General features: G+C 68.4%; 20 protein-coding genes. 8 read left to right on the top strand and 12 right to left on the bottom strand.

The window, feature by feature from the left end:
- Positions 1-197: 197 nt before the first annotated feature.
- A complete protein-coding gene (gene rpsU / locus AC1DYP_RS12965) occupies positions 198-437 on the bottom strand; it encodes a 30S ribosomal protein S21 (RefSeq protein ID WP_085953736.1) in 240 nt (79 codons plus the stop codon).
- Positions 438-617: 180 nt separating this feature from the next.
- Here rpsU and AC1DYP_RS12960 point away from each other — a divergent pair, with 180 nt between their 5' ends.
- Positions 618-1286: a COQ9 family protein gene (locus tag AC1DYP_RS12960; protein ID WP_477046678.1), complete on the top strand. Its 669-nt coding sequence runs from the start codon at positions 618-620 to the stop codon at positions 1284-1286.
- A 119-nt stretch (positions 1287-1405) separates the two neighbouring features.
- Here the strand turns inward: AC1DYP_RS12960 and AC1DYP_RS12955 are convergent, their stop codons facing one another.
- Positions 1406-2110, bottom strand: coding sequence for an aspartate/glutamate racemase family protein (locus AC1DYP_RS12955; RefSeq protein WP_477046677.1), 705 nt, complete (start codon positions 2108-2110; stop codon positions 1406-1408).
- 93 nt (positions 2111-2203) lie between these two features.
- Here AC1DYP_RS12955 and AC1DYP_RS12950 point away from each other — a divergent pair, with 93 nt between their 5' ends.
- Positions 2204-2590 (top strand): RidA family protein, encoded by a 387-nt coding sequence (locus tag AC1DYP_RS12950; protein ID WP_477046676.1) that lies wholly within the window; start codon positions 2204-2206, stop codon positions 2588-2590.
- A gap of 13 nt (positions 2591-2603) precedes the next feature.
- Here the strand turns inward: AC1DYP_RS12950 and AC1DYP_RS12945 are convergent, their stop codons facing one another.
- The 3 genes from AC1DYP_RS12945 to pdxR all read right to left on the bottom strand — a co-directional run bounded on the left by AC1DYP_RS12945 (position 2604) and on the right by pdxR (position 4980).
- Positions 2604-2924, bottom strand: a complete 321-nt coding sequence (locus tag AC1DYP_RS12945) for a DMT family transporter (RefSeq protein ID WP_477032613.1) — start codon at positions 2922-2924, stop codon at positions 2604-2606.
- Between the two features lie 68 nt (positions 2925-2992).
- Complete coding sequence (locus AC1DYP_RS12940; protein ID WP_477046675.1) at positions 2993-3445, bottom strand: carboxymuconolactone decarboxylase family protein; 453 nt, start codon at positions 3443-3445, stop codon at positions 2993-2995.
- A 113-nt stretch (positions 3446-3558) separates the two neighbouring features.
- Positions 3559-4980, bottom strand: a complete 1422-nt coding sequence (gene pdxR, locus AC1DYP_RS12935; RefSeq protein ID WP_477046674.1) for a MocR-like pyridoxine biosynthesis transcription factor PdxR — start codon at positions 4978-4980, stop codon at positions 3559-3561.
- 114 nt (positions 4981-5094) lie between these two features.
- Between pdxR and AC1DYP_RS12930 the strand changes: the two genes are divergently transcribed.
- Positions 5095-5706 carry an FMN-dependent NADH-azoreductase gene (locus AC1DYP_RS12930; RefSeq protein ID WP_477046673.1) on the top strand — a complete coding sequence of 204 codons (612 nt, stop codon included), beginning with the start codon at positions 5095-5097 and terminating at the stop codon, positions 5704-5706.
- Here AC1DYP_RS12930 and AC1DYP_RS12925 read toward each other — a convergent pair.
- Positions 5703-6803 (bottom strand): 5-(carboxyamino)imidazole ribonucleotide synthase, encoded by a 1101-nt coding sequence (locus AC1DYP_RS12925; RefSeq protein WP_477032609.1) that lies wholly within the window; start codon positions 6801-6803, stop codon positions 5703-5705. The genes AC1DYP_RS12930 and AC1DYP_RS12925 overlap by 4 nt on opposite strands.
- Positions 6803-7294, bottom strand: coding sequence for a 5-(carboxyamino)imidazole ribonucleotide mutase (gene purE / locus AC1DYP_RS12920; protein ID WP_477046672.1), 492 nt, complete (start codon positions 7292-7294; stop codon positions 6803-6805). Before purE ends, AC1DYP_RS12925 begins: the two co-directional genes overlap by 1 nt.
- Before the next feature lie 274 nt (positions 7295-7568).
- Between purE and AC1DYP_RS12915 the strand changes: the two genes are divergently transcribed.
- Genes AC1DYP_RS12915 through AC1DYP_RS12900 form a run of 4 tightly spaced genes read left to right on the top strand, consistent with a single transcriptional unit; the run spans position 7569 to position 10015 of the window.
- Positions 7569-8288, top strand: a complete 720-nt coding sequence (locus tag AC1DYP_RS12915; protein WP_477046671.1) for a GGDEF domain-containing protein — start codon at positions 7569-7571, stop codon at positions 8286-8288.
- A 59-nt stretch (positions 8289-8347) separates the two neighbouring features.
- Positions 8348-9067 (top strand): hypothetical protein, encoded by a 720-nt coding sequence (locus tag AC1DYP_RS12910; protein WP_477046670.1) that lies wholly within the window; start codon positions 8348-8350, stop codon positions 9065-9067.
- 16 nt (positions 9068-9083) lie between these two features.
- Entirely contained in the window at positions 9084-9554 is a 471-nt protein-coding gene (locus tag AC1DYP_RS12905; RefSeq protein ID WP_477046669.1) for an OsmC family protein, read from the top strand.
- Between the two features lie 50 nt (positions 9555-9604).
- The gene (locus tag AC1DYP_RS12900; protein WP_477046668.1) at positions 9605-10015 is read left to right on the top strand and encodes a hypothetical protein; all 411 of its coding nucleotides are present in this window, start codon (positions 9605-9607) and stop codon (positions 10013-10015) included.
- Between the two features lie 2 nt (positions 10016-10017).
- On the opposite strand, the gene AC1DYP_RS12895 is transcribed toward AC1DYP_RS12900, so the two are convergent.
- The 3 genes from AC1DYP_RS12895 to AC1DYP_RS12885 all read right to left on the bottom strand — a co-directional run bounded on the left by AC1DYP_RS12895 (position 10018) and on the right by AC1DYP_RS12885 (position 11427).
- A complete protein-coding gene (locus tag AC1DYP_RS12895; RefSeq protein WP_477032604.1) occupies positions 10018-10239 on the bottom strand; it encodes a YdcH family protein in 222 nt (73 codons plus the stop codon).
- A gap of 79 nt (positions 10240-10318) precedes the next feature.
- Entirely contained in the window at positions 10319-10780 is a 462-nt protein-coding gene (locus AC1DYP_RS12890; RefSeq protein WP_477046667.1) for a TIGR02444 family protein, read from the bottom strand.
- A 23-nt stretch (positions 10781-10803) separates the two neighbouring features.
- Positions 10804-11427 carry a UbiX family flavin prenyltransferase gene (locus AC1DYP_RS12885; RefSeq protein WP_477046666.1) on the bottom strand — a complete coding sequence of 208 codons (624 nt, stop codon included), beginning with the start codon at positions 11425-11427 and terminating at the stop codon, positions 10804-10806.
- A 129-nt stretch (positions 11428-11556) separates the two neighbouring features.
- Here AC1DYP_RS12885 and AC1DYP_RS12880 point away from each other — a divergent pair, with 129 nt between their 5' ends.
- Positions 11557-11730 (top strand): YdcH family protein, encoded by a 174-nt coding sequence (locus tag AC1DYP_RS12880; protein ID WP_165185180.1) that lies wholly within the window; start codon positions 11557-11559, stop codon positions 11728-11730.
- Positions 11731-11844: 114 nt separating this feature from the next.
- Here AC1DYP_RS12880 and AC1DYP_RS12875 read toward each other — a convergent pair whose 3' ends face one another.
- The gene (locus tag AC1DYP_RS12875; protein WP_477046665.1) at positions 11845-12564 is read right to left on the bottom strand and encodes a DUF1013 domain-containing protein; all 720 of its coding nucleotides are present in this window, start codon (positions 12562-12564) and stop codon (positions 11845-11847) included.
- A gap of 128 nt (positions 12565-12692) precedes the next feature.
- Positions 12693-14921, bottom strand: coding sequence for a M10 family metallopeptidase C-terminal domain-containing protein (locus AC1DYP_RS12870; RefSeq protein ID WP_477046664.1), 2229 nt, complete (start codon positions 14919-14921; stop codon positions 12693-12695).
- Between the last annotated feature and the right edge of the window lie 28 nt (positions 14922-14949).

The raw sequence follows: 14949 nt of genomic DNA, 5'->3' as shown, positions 1-14949 counted from the left end.
CCCCCTATGGGGGAGGTGTCGGCGAAGCCGACGGAGGGGGGAGTCCCGGGGCGCTAGCCGAGTCCAGGATCTACGATCCTAAAGCTCCCCCCACCGGCCTTCGGCCGCCTCCCCCAGAGGGGGAGGACCAACAAAACAAAACCCGCCCGGATCGCTCCGGGCGGGTTTGGTGTTTCCAGAAACCTGGAAAGCGCTGCTTAACGCGCGCCGACCGGCTTCTTCGGCATCGGGATCAGGCCTTCGCGCTGGGCGCGCTTGCGCGCCAGCTTGCGGGCGCGACGAACAGCTTCGGCCTTTTGACGGGCGCGCTTTTCCGACGGCTTCTCATAGTGCACGTGCCGCTTCATTTCGCGGAACGAGCCTTCGCGTTGCATCTTCTTCTTCAGGGCCTTGAGGGCCTGATCGACGTTGTTGTCGCGGACGAAAATCTGGACCAGGGGTCTCTCTCCATTCGACGGCCCGACCATCTTCCCGAGTCCCTCTCAGGGGCCGGGCGGGCGAACAAAACCTGATAAGCCCGGAAAGGGATCTCCCGGGCGACGAGGGGCGGCTGATAGCAGAGGCGGGGGCCTCTGTCCATGGCGACGCGGCCTAAACTCCCGTGTAGACTCGGATTCATGAGCGACAAAACCGCCGACGCTTCCCAAGACCCTGGCGATTGGGCCGACATGACCGAGCAACGGGTGCTGGACGAGGCCTTGCGCCTGGCGCCGCGCCTGGGGTGGAACCCGGGGATGGCCCGCGCCGCCGCCGTGGCCGCCGGCCTCAACGCCGGCGAGGCGCAACTCCTTTTGCCGCAAGGGCCCAAGGACCTGGCCGCCCTGCTGTCGCGCCGCCACGACAAGGCCGCCCTGGCCGCGTTGGGCGCCCTGAGCCCGCCGCCGACCAAGATCCGCGACAAGATCCGGGCCGGCGTCGTCGCCCGCCTGGACGCCGCCCAGCACGACGCCGAGAGCTTGCGAAAACTGTCGGCCTTCCTGGCCTTCCCGACCGACATCCCGCTGGCCCTGACCCTGCTGTGGGAAAGCGCCGACGTCCTGTGGCGCTGGGCCGGCGACACGGCCACCGACGAGAATCACTACTCCAAGCGGGCGATCCTGTCGGGCATCCTGGTCTCGACCCTGGCGGTCGACATGGCGTCCGGCCGCGAGTCGGCGCTCAAGCACCTGGACAGCCGCATCGACAACGTCATGGCCTTCGAGAAGTGGAAGGCCGGGATCAAGCCGATGAACCTGGCGGCGGAAGTGGCGGCGGCGCTGGCGCGGATGCGGTACGGCGCGCGATAGGCCTGAACCCTTCTAGAACCTCCCCCTGTGGGGGAGGCGGCCCGAATGGGCCGGAGGGGGGAGTGATACCACCTCAGCCATATCCCCCCACCGATCGCTTCGGGAGGGCCTATCGAAGCTTACCTCCCCAGCGCCCGATCCACCGCCGCCATCGCGTGCAGCGTCGTGGTGTCGAACACCGGCACGGCGCTGTCGGCCTCGCCGATCAGCAGCATGATCTCCGTACATCCCAGGATGATCCCCTGCGCCCCGCGCTCGACCAGCCGCCGGATCACGGCGCGGTAGACCTCGCGCGAGGCGTCCAGCACCTGGCCGGTCACCAGCTCGCGATAGATGATGCCGTGCACCGCCGCCCGGTCGTCGGCGTCGGGGACCAGCACCTCCAGGCCGAACTTGTCCTCCAGCCGGCCGCGATAGAAGTCCTGCTCCATGGTGAAGGCCGTGCCCAGCAGGCCCACCTTGGTCAGGCCGGCCGCCTGGATCGCCGCCGCCGTCGGGTCGGCGATGTGGAGCAGCGGGATCTTCACCGCCGCGTCGATGGCCCAGGCGCAGCGGTGCATGGTGTTGGTGCACAGCACCAGGAAGTCGGCGCCGCCCTTCTGCAGGGCCTTGGACGCGACGACGAGTTCCCCGGCCAGGGCGTCCCAGTCGCCGGCGTACTGCAGGGCCTCGATCCGGGCGAAGTCGAACGACCACATCAGGGTGCGGGCCGAGGCCACGCCGCCCACCCGGTCGCGGACCCCTTCGTTGATCAGCCGATAGTACTGGGCCGAGCTCTCCCAGCTCATCCCGCCGATCAGGCCGATCATCGCTTGCTCGGCCATATGTCGCTCCAGGAAGGGTCGTCACGCCGACGGCGCGCCTTTCCGCTAAGCTAGGAACCAAGTCGCGAAAACGAAAGCCCGGGAGGCCCCGCCATGGACACCGTGATCCACAATCCCACCGACGGGATCTACGCCGCCACCGACGACTACGTGCATGCCATCGAAGTGCGCAATCCGGCCCGCATGCTGTTCGTGGCCGGGACCATGGGGCTGGATGCGAACGGCGTGGCGGGGACCAGCCTGGAGCACCAGCTGGAGCTGGTCTGGTCGAACCTGCGCACCATCCTGGCCAGCGCCGGCATGACCACCGACAACATCGTACGCCTGACCAGCTACCTGCGCGACCCGGCCTATGTGGAGGCCAACGGCGCGGCGCGGGTGAAGGCCCTGGGCGAGCGCCGCATCCCGACCACGGCGATCATCGTCCAGACCCTGGCCGACGACTGGCTGATCGAGCTGGAGATCATCGCGATGGCGTGAGCGGCGCGGCCGGTCAGCCGGCGGGAACCAGCTTGAGGCCGATGACGCCGGCCAGGATGAGGCCGATGCAGAGCAGCCGCTGGGGCGTGGCGGAATCGCCCATGATCACGATGCCCAGGATCGCGGTTCCCGCCGCCCCGATGCCGGTCCAGACCGCGTAGCCGCTGCCCACGGGCAGGGTGCGCAGCGCCAGCGACAGCAGGAAGACGCTGGACAGTCCGGCGGCCACCGTGAGCAGCCCCGGGACCGGCCGCGTGAAGCCTTCCGACGCCTTCAGGCTGAGGGCGAAGACGATTTCGAGAACGCCGGCTACGCCGAGCAGCAGCCAAGCCATGTGAAATATCCTTTCGTCGCCTCGCCCGGCGCGACGGCCGGGCAAGGGCTTTGATGAAAGCCGAAGGCTCAGGCCTTGGCGGCGGCGGGGGTCGAACGGAACGTGACGCCGAAGCGGTTGAAGGCGTTCATCAGGCCGATCGCATAGGTCAGGTCGGCCAGGTCCTTGTCGCCGAACTCGGCGGCGGCGGCGTCGTAGTCGGCGTCCGGGACGCCGGTCTCGGCCACCCGGGTCACGGTCTCGGCCCAGGCCAGAGCGACCCGTTCGCGCGGGCTGAACACGCCGCCCGCGTCATGCCACACCGGGACCAGCACCAGCTTGTCCACCGCAAGGCCGGACTTCAGCAGGTCGCGGGAGTGCATGTCGATGCAGAAGGCGCAGCCGTTGATCTGCGAGACCCGCAGATAGACGAGGTCGATCAGGCCCTTGGGCAGGTCGCTCTTGAGAAGGGTGGCGTACACGCCGCCGAAGGCCTTGAAGCCCTCGGGCGACGCCTTGGCGTAGTCGATGCGGTTGGTCATGACGAAATCCTTGTCTGATTGAAGACCTGGATCGTGACGATTCATGGTCCACTCAAGAAGGTCCATGAAGCACCTTATCGACTAGGCCATGATCGGCATGGTCCCGGCTCCGGTCACAGGAGCTTCAGGATGCGCCGCCCAAGGCTTTCGGCGACCGCCTGGGAGTCGATGTTGGTGAAGTTGATCAGGAGGGCCTGGGCGCCGTCGCCCTCCAGCGCCCAGTCCGACAGGGCTTCCCCGTAAAGGCCGTCGCCCCGCATCCGCGTCACCAAGTCACGGTCGGACAGCCCGTCCCGCGGCCGCAGGATCAGGTGCATGCCCCCAGGCTGGGCGTCGATCCGCAGGCGGCCGTCCAGCACGCTCTCCAGGCCCGCCACCGTCAGTTCCCGGCGCTCGGCGTAGAGCTTGCGCATCCGCTGGATATGACGGGCGAAATGTCCCTCGGTAATGAAGGCGGTGACGATGGCCTGGGTCAGCTCCGGACTGCCGCCGGTGAAGGCTTGGCTGACCTGCTCGAACCGCTCGACCTGGGCCTGCGGCACGACCACATAGGCCAGTCGCAGGCTGGGCAGCAGCACCTTGCTGAACGTGCCCGCGTAGAGCACGCGCCCGTCGCGATCCAGGCTCTTGAGGGCCGGCAGCGGGCGGCTGACATAGCGGTACTCGCCGTCGTAGTCGTCCTCGACGATCCAGGCGTCCTCGCGGGCGGCCCAGTCCAGCAGGGCCAGGCGGCGGGGCAGGGACAGCGAGACGCTCAGCGGGCTCTGGTGGGCGGGCGTGACCACGGCCGCGCGGGCCCGGGGCGCGGTCTTGAGCCCCTCGGCGACGACCATGCCCTCGCGGTCCACCGGCACGGGCGCGACGGCGATGTCCAGATACGCCAGCAACTCCCGCGTGGGCGGATAGCCCGGGTCCTCGAGCCAGACGCGATCCCCCGCCTTCAGCAGCGCCTGGGCGATCAGCGTCAGGCTGTGGCGATAGCCCGAGGTCACGAACACCTGGGACGGCGAACAGTCGATCCCGCGCGAGACCTGCAGATAGGCGGCGATCTCGGCCCGCAGCGCCGGCAGGCCATAGACCGGCGGATGGACCATGTCGGACGGCTGCATGGCCCGCACGCACCGCGCGCCCAGCCGCGCCCAGATCTTGCGGGGAAACCGGTCGAGGGCGGGCAGGCCCATCTGGAACGGCAGGATCGACTCCGGCCGAAAGCTCGCCGGAGCCAAGCCGGCGTCGGGCCGGGGCGGCGGGCTGGGCAGCGGCGATCCCGGCTTGAGATCGGGCGTCACGACGGTGCCCGCTTGGCCGCGAGCCTGGATGTAGCCCTCGGCGGCCAGCAGCGAATAGGCGGCCTCGATGGTGCCTCGGGCCAGGCCCAGTTCCTGGGTCAGCGCCCGCGCCGAGGGGATCCGGTCGCCCGGCTTCAGCACGCCGCCGGCGATGGCTCCGCGAAAGCGCTCGTAGATCTGCCGGTAGAACGGTTCGGCCGCCGTGGGATCCAGCGGGGAGATGCTGCCTGGCTTCGGGGCGGTCATGGCGGATCGTAACATCGCACGGCGATCATGGCCTAGCTGGAATTGCCATTCGTGGACCTAGGGATCGGGCCATGAAGGCCTAGGGTCGCCGCCTGGACAAACCTGGAAACGGCGATGAAGACGATCCTGCATGTCAGCTGCAGCCCGCGCGGCGAGACCTCCGAGAGCCTCGGGCTCTCGCGCAACATCCTTGGCTTCCTGCTTCAGGCCCATCCCGAGGCGGTCGTCGTCGAGCGGGTGATCGGCGGGGTCGAGATCCCGTCGATCGACGCGGACTACGCCACCTCCCAGCAATCGCTGGCCGACGTCTCCCAGGCGGGCTCGATGGCCACGTCCGAGACGCTGGTCCGGGAGCTGGAGCGGGCCGACATCGTGGTCATCGGCACGCCCATGCACAACATGACCGTGCCCGCCGCGCTGAAGGGGTGGATCGACCACGTCGTCCGCGCGCGCCGGACGTTCGACGTCACCCCGGCGGGCAAGGTCGGCCTGCTGCGTGACCGCCCTGTCTTCGTGGCCGTGGCCTCGGGCGGCAAGTTCTCGGGCGAGCGGGCGCGCCAGCCCGACTTCCTGACGCCCTATCTGCAGGCCGTGCTGGGCATGATCGGGCTGCGCGACCTGACGTTCTTCTCCGTCCAGGGGACGGGCGCTGGTCCGGACGCCGTGGCCGAAGTCAGGGCCGGGACAGACCGGGCGCTGGCGGCGCATTTCACGCGCGGCGCCTAGTCCTTCAAGCCCCGCAGCCGGTTCACATGCCCCATCTTGCGTCCCGGCCGGGCCTCGCCCTTGCCGTAGAGGTGGACGCGGGTCTCGGGTTCGGCGGCCAGCTTGGCCCAGGCGTCGACTTCCTGGCCCAGCAGGTTGGTCATCTCGACATGGGCGCGCGGGGCGGTGGGGCCCAGGGGCCAGCCGGCGACGGCGCGGATGTGCTGCTCGAACTGGTCGACCTCGCAGCCGTCCTGGGTCCAGTGGCCGGTGTTGTGCACCCGGGGGGCGAACTCGTTGACCAGCAGCTTGCCGCCGGCCAGCTCGAACAGCTCGACCCCGATGACGCCGACATATTCCAGGGCGGTCAGGATCTTGGCGACGATGGCCTCGGCCTGGTCGCGGGTGGCGTTGCTGACCTTGGCCGGGGCGCTGGTGCGGCGCAGGACGCCGCCCTCGTGGTGGTTGTCCGACAGCGGATAGCAGGCGATCTCGCCGTCGCGGCCGCGGGCGGCGATCACCGACAGCTCGCGCACGAAGTCGGCGGGGGCCTCGAGGATGGCGGGCTGGCCGGCGATCTTCTGGAAGGCGGCGGCGGCCTCGGTCGGGCGCTGGAGCCAGGCCTGGCCCTTGCCGTCATAGCCTTCGCGGCGGGTCTTCAGCAGCGACGGGGCGCCGATCCTGGCGACGGCGGCGGCCAGGCCGTCCGCGTCGTCGACGGCGGCGAAGGCCACGGTCGGGACGCCGATCTCGGCCAGGAAGCTCTTTTCCACCACCCGGTCCTGGGCGGCGGCCAGGGCCTTGGCGCCGGGCGCGACCAGCACGCCCTGGGCGGTCAGCTCGGCCACCGTGGCGGCCGGCACGTTCTCGAACTCGTAGGTGACGACGTCGCAGACCTCGGCCAGGCGCTTCAGCGCCCAGCGGTCGTCATAGGGGCCGACGATCTGGCGCGAGGCCACGCGGCCGGCCGGGCTGTTCTCCTCGGGATCCAGGATCACCACGTCGAAGCCCAGGCGGGCGGCGGCCAGGGCCAGCATGCGGCCCAGCTGTCCCCCGCCGAGGATGCCGATCGTCGAGCCAGGGGCCAAAGGGAAGGTGGGCGGCGAGGAGGAAGCCATCAGTCTTCAACGCTTTCGACGACGCTGTCGGTCTGCTCGGCCCGGAAGGCGGTCAGGCGCTGGGCCAGGGCGGCGTCCGAGATCGCCAGGATCTGGGCGGCCAGCAGGCCGGCGTTCTTGGCCCCCGCCTCGCCGATGGCCAGGGTGGCGACCGGCACGCCGCCCGGCATCTGGACGATGGACAGCAGGGAATCCAGGCCGTTCAGGGCCTTGGACTGCACCGGCACGCCCAGCACCGGCAGGATGGTCATCGAGGCGACCATGCCCGGCAGGTGAGCCGCGCCGCCGGCTCCAGCGATGATCACCTTGTAGCCGGCGGCCTGGGCGCCCGCGGAGAACTCGACCAGGCGCTGGGGCGTGCGGTGGGCGGAAACCACCTTGGCCTCGTAGGCCACGCCCAGGGCGTCGAGCGCGTCGGCCGCCTTCTTCATCGTCGGCCAGTCCGAGCGGCTGCCCATGATGATGGCGACGGGTGGCGTGACGGTGGGCATCGGCGACGATTTCCCTAGAAGGCGGGTTGAAGCGACAGGTGCGCTCCGTGACCTGACGGCCGTGAATCGCGGGCCTTATAGCCGCTGGCGCCCGGGCTCCAAAGCCCGTTCTCACCGAATGAACCCGGCGAAAACCGCAAGCGATCCACAGGGATAGTGCGGCCCCGCGACGCTGCGACACATGGTCGTCGCCATTGTCATGGTTAATGAAAGAACGCAGAAATACGCAAAGCTTCACCGCATAGTGATTCCCCCGAGTGGTTTCCGTCGTCCCATGAAGATCACCAGCGCGCGCACCGAATCCTTCTCGGCCATCCGTCGCCGGGCGCTGACCGAGGCCGCCGGGCCCGTCGTGGCGCGGGCCGTTGTGGCGGCCGACACGGCCGGTTTCCTGGGGCTGTCGGAAGCCGACCTGACCCCGCAGGTGCAGTCGGCGCTGAAGACGCTGATGGTCGAGATCGACGACCTGCGCAACGAGGTCGCCCGCCTGAAGTTCAAGCTGGGCGAGGCGCAAGGCCTGGCCGACATGGACGTGCTGGCCCCGGTGCTGAACCGCCGGGCCTTCCTGCGCGAGATCAAGCGGGTCGCCGCCTTCGCCCAGCGCTACGGCTCGCCCGCCAGCCTGGTCTTCTTCGACCTGGACGGCTTCAAGGCCGTCAACGACCGCTTCGGCCACGCGGCCGGCGACGAGGCCCTGAAGGCCGTCGCCGGGCGTCTGCTGGCCAATGTCCGCGAGAGCGACGTGGTGGGCCGGATCGGCGGCGACGAGTTCGCCGTGCTGCTGGTCCAGGCCGATCAGCAGACCGCCAACTCCAAGGCCGAGACCCTGGCCGCCGCCGTGCGCGACATGCCGGTGCAGGTGGGCGAGTGGTCGGTTCCCCTGCGCATCTCGTGGGGCGTGCGCGAGATCGAGGCGGGCGCCGACCCCGAAGTCGCCCTGGCCGAGGCCGACGCGGCGATGTTCCTGAAGAAGCGCGTACGCAAAGAGGCGTGACCTTTCGGCTCTGAACGCCAGGTTGTCAGCTTCAGCATGAGCCGCCGGATCGAAACACCATGTTCAAGGCCCTGTTGATTGTCCTGGGGTTCGCGATCGCTTCTCCGGCCATCGCTCAGCAGGCCAAACCCGATTTCTCGCTGATCGACCCAGCATGGGCGGTCAAGGAGACTGATCGCAGCTTCCAGAGCGGCCAGTCAAAGGTCGCTTGGAAGGCGTTGAAGCGCAATTTTCCCGCTGAGTATCAGGCGTTCGTCGTCGAATACGCCAACGCGACGCTCAAGCATGAAGACTTGGCCCCGATCTCCGGGCGTTTCATCCAGGAGCACACCCTGGGGGCGGTGCCTCTCGCACGCCAGGCCCCCGCGTCGCAGCTTGCCCGCATGCAACGCTCGCGCGCCAAGCTGATCCAATACCTGGCGACTTCCGATGTGGCGACTTGCGCCGTGATGGCTCGAGGCGGCGACTTGTCTGGTTTCGATCCGGCCCGGGATCCTCTGGCCACGACCTTGTTCTACGAGAACCTCGCGACATTCGCCGACGCCGCTGGAGCGGGACGCGACAGGCCAACATCGCGGACGCCCTTGGATACCGAGGACGTCACAAGACTTAAGGCTTTGATCGTCAAACAAGGGGGCTCCGCGCAGGAAGCCGATGTCATCTTCTCGGCGGAAGCCACCGCCGGCGACGACGGTCAGTCATGCCGTTATGGCGTGATGTTCTACAAGGCGATGACCGCCGCACCCGACGAAACAGCGGCCAAGTTCGCCATCAAATAGGTCGCCAGGAGGCTCCATGTCCAAGTCGCACCGCTACGTCACGACCCTGACCTGGACGGGCAATACCGGCGAGGGCACGGCCAGCTACCGGTCTTATGAACGGGCCTACGAGATCGCCGCCGAGGGCAAGCCGGCGCTGCTCGGGTCCTCCGATCCCAGCTTCCGGGGCGATCCGGCGCGCTGGAACCCCGAGGAACTGCTGCTGGCCTCGATCACCGCGTGCCATCAACTCTGGTACCTCCACCTGTGCGCCGTGAACGGCGTGGTCGTCACCGCCTATCGCGACGCGGCCACGGCGGTGATGGTCGAGGACGAGACCGGCGGCGGCCGCTTCGAGAGCGCTGTCCTGCGGCCGCAGGTGACGATCGCCGCCGGCTCCGACCCGGCCAAGGCCCTGGCCCTGCACCACGAGGCCAACGCCAAGTGCTTCGTGGCCAATTCGCTGAATTTCCCGGTGGGCCACGAAGCGACGGTGGCGGTCGCCTGAACATGACGGACGGCATGAGACGTTTCTGGGGTGTCGTTGGACCGATCTTGTTGGTCGCCGCGATCCTCGGACCGATCGCGTACCTGCACGCCAATCGGGTGGGCGGCAAGACGCCAAAGGTTACGGGCCCCTATGCCGTCCAAGGGGCGTTCACCGTTCATACCACGGCGACCGACAGCGTCGGGGGCTACGGCTTCGAGGGCGAGGACGGGCGAAAGTACATCTTTTACTGTGATCCGCTCCGCAACGGCCGCGGCCTGCCCCTCAATACGTGCCTGGCCTATCGCGGGGGAACGCCCGCGCCTGATCTTGGTGGCCGCTCGACGGAGATCCGCTATATCGCGGCCCAGTACCCGCCGAGCTGGCTGGGCGCGACGGCGCCGCACCTGATCATCCTGTCGGTGCGCGAGAACGGCCGCATCGTGTTTCGCAACAACGTTTGGCTCAAGGCCGCGCCGTAGCCCTAGGCGATGATGTCCGGCATCAGCTGGTCTTCCAGCCGTACGATCTCGTCCTTCAGGGCCAGCTTGCGGCGCTTGAGGCGGGCGATCTGCAGCATGTCGGGCAGGGGGCGTTCCTCGAGGGCCGCGACCGCGTCGCCGAGGTCCTGATGTTCCTCGCGCAAGGTCGCCAGACGCCGCTCGATGGCGATGTCGCTGTCGTCTGAAGCGTCGTCGTCGTTCATGGACGCTCCTGCTGTCGTGGCCCGATGATCCCCAAGGGGGCGGTGATAGATAGCAAAGCCTGACAGTCGGTAAAGGGTATCACGCCAAGGGGCCGCCAAGCGCGTCGGAAAGGGCGCGCAGGGCGCTCTCGCGCGGCGGATCGCCGGACGCGCGGGCGGCCTCCAGCAGGGTGTCGAACACGTCCAGCTTCGCCCCCGGTTCGCCGCTGAGCGCCTCCAGGCTTTCCATCAGCACCTTCTCGCCGTGCAGTTCGGTGGCCTTGACCGCGTTGCGGAAATCCTCGCGGGCGCCGTCGTCGATCCCGGGCCAGGCTGGCTTGATCGTGCGGCGGACGGCGCGCAGGGGCGAGCCGACCTCGGCGTCCCAGCGCTTGACCAGCCGGGCGGCCTCCCGGGCGTCGGCGGCGCGACCCTCGCTGGCCCGCCAGGCGGCCCACAGCAGGTAGGGCACGTTCTGGCCGTGTCCGTCCTGCAGCGACAGGCACGCCTCTGCGACAGACGGTCGCGCATAGACCTCCAGGGCCCACTGCCAAAGCCGCATCTTCGTTAACCCCCAGGCCTGTTTCAGGCCTCTCCAGTGATCGTCGCCAGGTCTTCGCCCCAGCGCTTGACCGGTCGCCAGGACAGGCCGAACAGGTCGAACGCGCGGCCCACCGATTGGTCCACCATCTCAGCGATCGATTGCGGTTTTGCGTAGAAGGCGGGCAGGGGCGGGGCGATCACCGCGCCCATCTCGGCCAGCTTGGTCAGGGTGCGCAGGTGGCCCAGGTGCAGCGGCGTCTCGCGCACCATCAGCACCAGCGGCCGGCGCTCCTTCAGGGTCACGTCGGCGGCCCGGGTCAGCAGGGAAGCCGTTACGCCGGTGGCGATCTCGCTCATGGTGCGCACCGAGCAGGGGGCCACAATCATGCCGAGCGTGCGGTACGACCCAGACGCGATCGCTGCCCCAATGTCGCCCACGCGATGGACGACGTCCGCCTTGTCATTGACCTCCCCGACGGAAAATCCGGTCTCCTGCACCAGGGTCAGGGCGGCCGATTTCGACAGGACCAGGTGGCTCTCCACCCCCAGTTCGCGACAGGCGTCCAGGGCCCTCAGGCCATAGACAACCCCTGACGCGCCTGAGATTCCGACGACGAGACGAGGCTTTTCGGAGGGTGCCTTGGAGGGGGCCGACAGGTCCGACATGGTGAATTTTCGTCCGTCTTGGGAGCAAGCGGCGCCGCGTCAAGCGCCGCCCATTGCAATCATATGTGATCTGACAGCTTCGAACAGCGGGTGTTGACTTCGATCTCCACCAGCAAGGAGCCGACAGCCATGGCCATCGAATCCCGTATCCGCGAGCTTGGGTCCCGTCACGAGAACCTCGACCGCACGATCCAGGAGGAGACCCGTCGTCCCGTCAGCGACACCTCCCTACTCAGGGAGTTGAAGCGGCAGAAGCTCAGGCTCAAGGAGGAGATCGAAGGCCTTAGGGCGCGACTTCACTAGCCCCCTCTAGCCATCGCCGCGTCGGAATGGCGGTGGCCGCCAGAGGAGGCCGAAAACAGAAAGGCCCGCTCCGTGTGAAAACGGGGCGGGCCTTTTGCTTGGCTGCGAGGACTTTTAGTCCTCGTCGTCCTCTTCGTCGTCGGCCACGTAGGTCGACTTGCCGAACACGTCCTCGGCCTTGGGCTCGATGCGGCCCTTGCGGATCGCGGCCTCTTCGTCCTCGTGATCTTCCGGTAGGGCGCTGGTCTCCGAGGCCGGACGCAGGGTCGGGTCTTCCGGCAGGATGCCCTTCTTCAGATCGTCCTTGGCCTTCTTCTCGGCGGCCTTCTTGACCAGGGCGTCCAGCTCCAGCTGGCCGACCAAGCCCAGGGTCACGGGATCGACCGGCTTGATGTTGGCGGCGTTCCAGTGCGTGCGGGCGCGGACCTGCTCGATGGTCGACTTGGTGGTGCCCAGCAGCTTGGAGATCTGCGCGTCGGTCACCTCGGGGTGGTGGCGCAGGAACCAGGCGATGGCGTCCGGACGGTCCTGGCGGCGCGACACCGGGGTGTAGCGCGGGGCCTTCTTCTGCGGCTTCAGCAGTTCGGCGTGGCGGCTGACCTGGGCCTTCATGCGGTAGGCGTCGTTGGCCTGCGCCTTGTCGAGCTCTTCGCGGGTCAGCTGGCCGTTGCCCATCGGATCGGCGCCGCGGATGTCGCGCGCCACTTCGCCGTCGGCGATGCCGGCGACTTCCAGCGGGTGCAGGCCGCAGAAGTCGGCGATCTGTTCAAAGGTGAGCGACGTGTTTTCCACGAGCCAGACGGCGGTCGCCTTGGGCATCAGGATGTCGGCCATGAGGGGCTCCAGAAATGACGGCGCCCGACCTTGCGGCCGGGCGGGATGTTCAGCCTGGAGCTATAATGCGGTTCTCGAAGAAAGGGAACGGGGATCAGACAACCGGACGTCTGGGCGGGCTCCCGCGATCAGTAGAACGCGAACAGGTCGCTGGTCAGGCTGGCGAGATGGACGTCGAGCAGGGTGACGCCGTTGCCGCCGCCCAGGTCGAGAAGGACGCCGGCCGCTCCGTCCTGGGCGTGGGCCATCAGGGACGCGACGTCCGTGATGCCGGAGCCGTTGACGTTGCGTTCGACGGCGATGACGTCGTGGCCCGCCCCGACCGCCTGGAAGTCCGCGACCAGGTCGCGGCCCGACCCGCTGTCGAACGCGAACAGGTCGGCGCCCGAGCCGCCATAGAGCGCGTCGTCGCCGGCCCCGCCCACCAGTCGGTCGTCGCCGGCCAGGGCGTAGATGATGTTGCCGCCGTCGTCGCCGTACAGAATATCCGCCTGATTGGTGGCGACGATGCTCTCGATCGAGGTCATGTGGTCGTTGTCGTTGGTCACGCCGTTCTTGAGGTCGACGATGATGAAGGCCAGGCCGGCGCTGTCGAAGCGCGCGATGTCATAGCCGTTTCCGCCGTCCAGCAGGTCGGACCCGAACCCTCCGTAGAGGAAGTCGTTGCCGTCGCCGCCGAACAGCTGGTCGGCGCCCGCCAGCGCATAGAGGATGTCGTCGCCCGCCAGCGCGTAGAGGATGTTGGCCGCCGCGTCGCCGGTCAGGATGTCGGCGAAGCCCGAGCCGACCACGCCCTCGATCGAGAGATAGGCGTCGCCGTCGGCCTCGCCGCCGAAGCCGCCCTGGCGCGACAGGTCCATGACCACGCCGCCGCCGGCCAGGTCGTAGCGGACCAGGTCGTAGCCGTCTCCGCCGTCCATCAGATCGGCGCCGTTTCCGGAATAGAGATGATCGCCGCCCGCGCCGCCATAGAGGCTGTTGCGGCCCCCGCCAGCGAAGACGGCGTCGTCTCCGGCCTGGCCATAGAGAACGTTGTCGCCGGCGTCGCCGACCAGCAGGTCGCTGAAGTTCGATCCCACCACGCCCTCGATCGAGACGTAGCTGTCGCCCGCCGCCGTGCCGGCCCCGGCGCCGATCGCCAGATTGACCGTCACCGCGCTCGAGGCGTCGTCATAGCGCACGATATCGTAGCCGGCGGCGCCGTCGATGAAGTCGCCGTCGCGACCGCCGTTCAGGTGGTCGTTGCCGTCGCCGCCGTAGAGTTGGTCCGGGCCGTCGTCGCCGAAGAGCGTGTCGTCGCCCGCCAGCCCGGACAGCAGATCCCCGCCGCCCAGGCCTTCGAGCCAATTGGACAGGGCGTTGCCGGTCACGGTGTCGACGCCGGAACCGCCGATCGCGTTCTCGATGCCGACGTTCAGGGCGATCGCCACGTTGCCGACCAGGCCGCCGACGCTGGAGAAATGCCCGGGCTGCAGGTCGATGGTCTGGCTGACCGAGTAGCCCGAGAAGTCGAACGTATCGACGCCGCCGGCGTCCCAGACGGCGAAGATCAGCTTCGAGGCGCCGCTGACCGCGGCGAACACGGCGCGACCGGCGTTCGAGTTGAAGCCATAGACGGTGTCGCCCGTGCGCGTGGCGGTGTTGGCGCCGTACTCCCACTGCGCGGCCGAGATGTCGTCCAGCATCGGGGAGGCGGCATAGGCGCCGTTGAACGCCGCGCCGGTCTCGTCCTCGTCGAAATAGCTCATCACCGTGAACTGCAGCGAGTCCTCGAAATACTCGGCGTTCTGGGCGTAGGTGATCGTGACGCCGTCCCCGGCGTCATAGTCGCCCGGGTGAGCCAGGCCGATGGCGTGGCCGATCTCGTGGACCAGCACCAGGCCGCCGTAATTGCCTTGCGTGGGTTGGGCGTTGTAAGCCAGCGAGCTCTTGACCCATACGTCGCCGGACGACGAGCCGAAGCTGGGATTGCCGGGATAGTTGCCGAACGCCGCGGCTCCGGGCGCGCCCGTCGCGAAGTTGGCGAACAGGATCGAGGCCGAATTCGAATATGCCTGCTCCCCGCCGCTCCCCGAGCCGGCGCGGACGAAGGTGATGTTGGCCACGTCGCTCCAGGACTGCAGCGCCAGTTCGGCCTGGGCGATCTGGGCGGCGTTGAAGCGCGAAAATCCGCTGGTGTCCTGCGGCATGGTGGACGGGGCGGTGGAGCGATAGGCGTAGCTGACCGTCGCGGGTTGGCCCAAGGCCGCCGACCATCCGGGTTCGCCGCCGACGAGGTGAAGTCCCGCCTGCTCTATGGTCAGGCTGGGCTTGCCGTTCATGGCCACGCCGCCGCGCTGTTCGGCGTTCTCGAGCATGCGCGGCGCGAAACCGCCATCATCTAAA

It is taken from the genome of Caulobacter sp. P1_D6 (assembly GCF_056406095.1).
The sequence above is the reverse complement of the archived record's forward strand: the minus strand, read 5'-3'. Positions and strand labels throughout refer to the sequence as shown.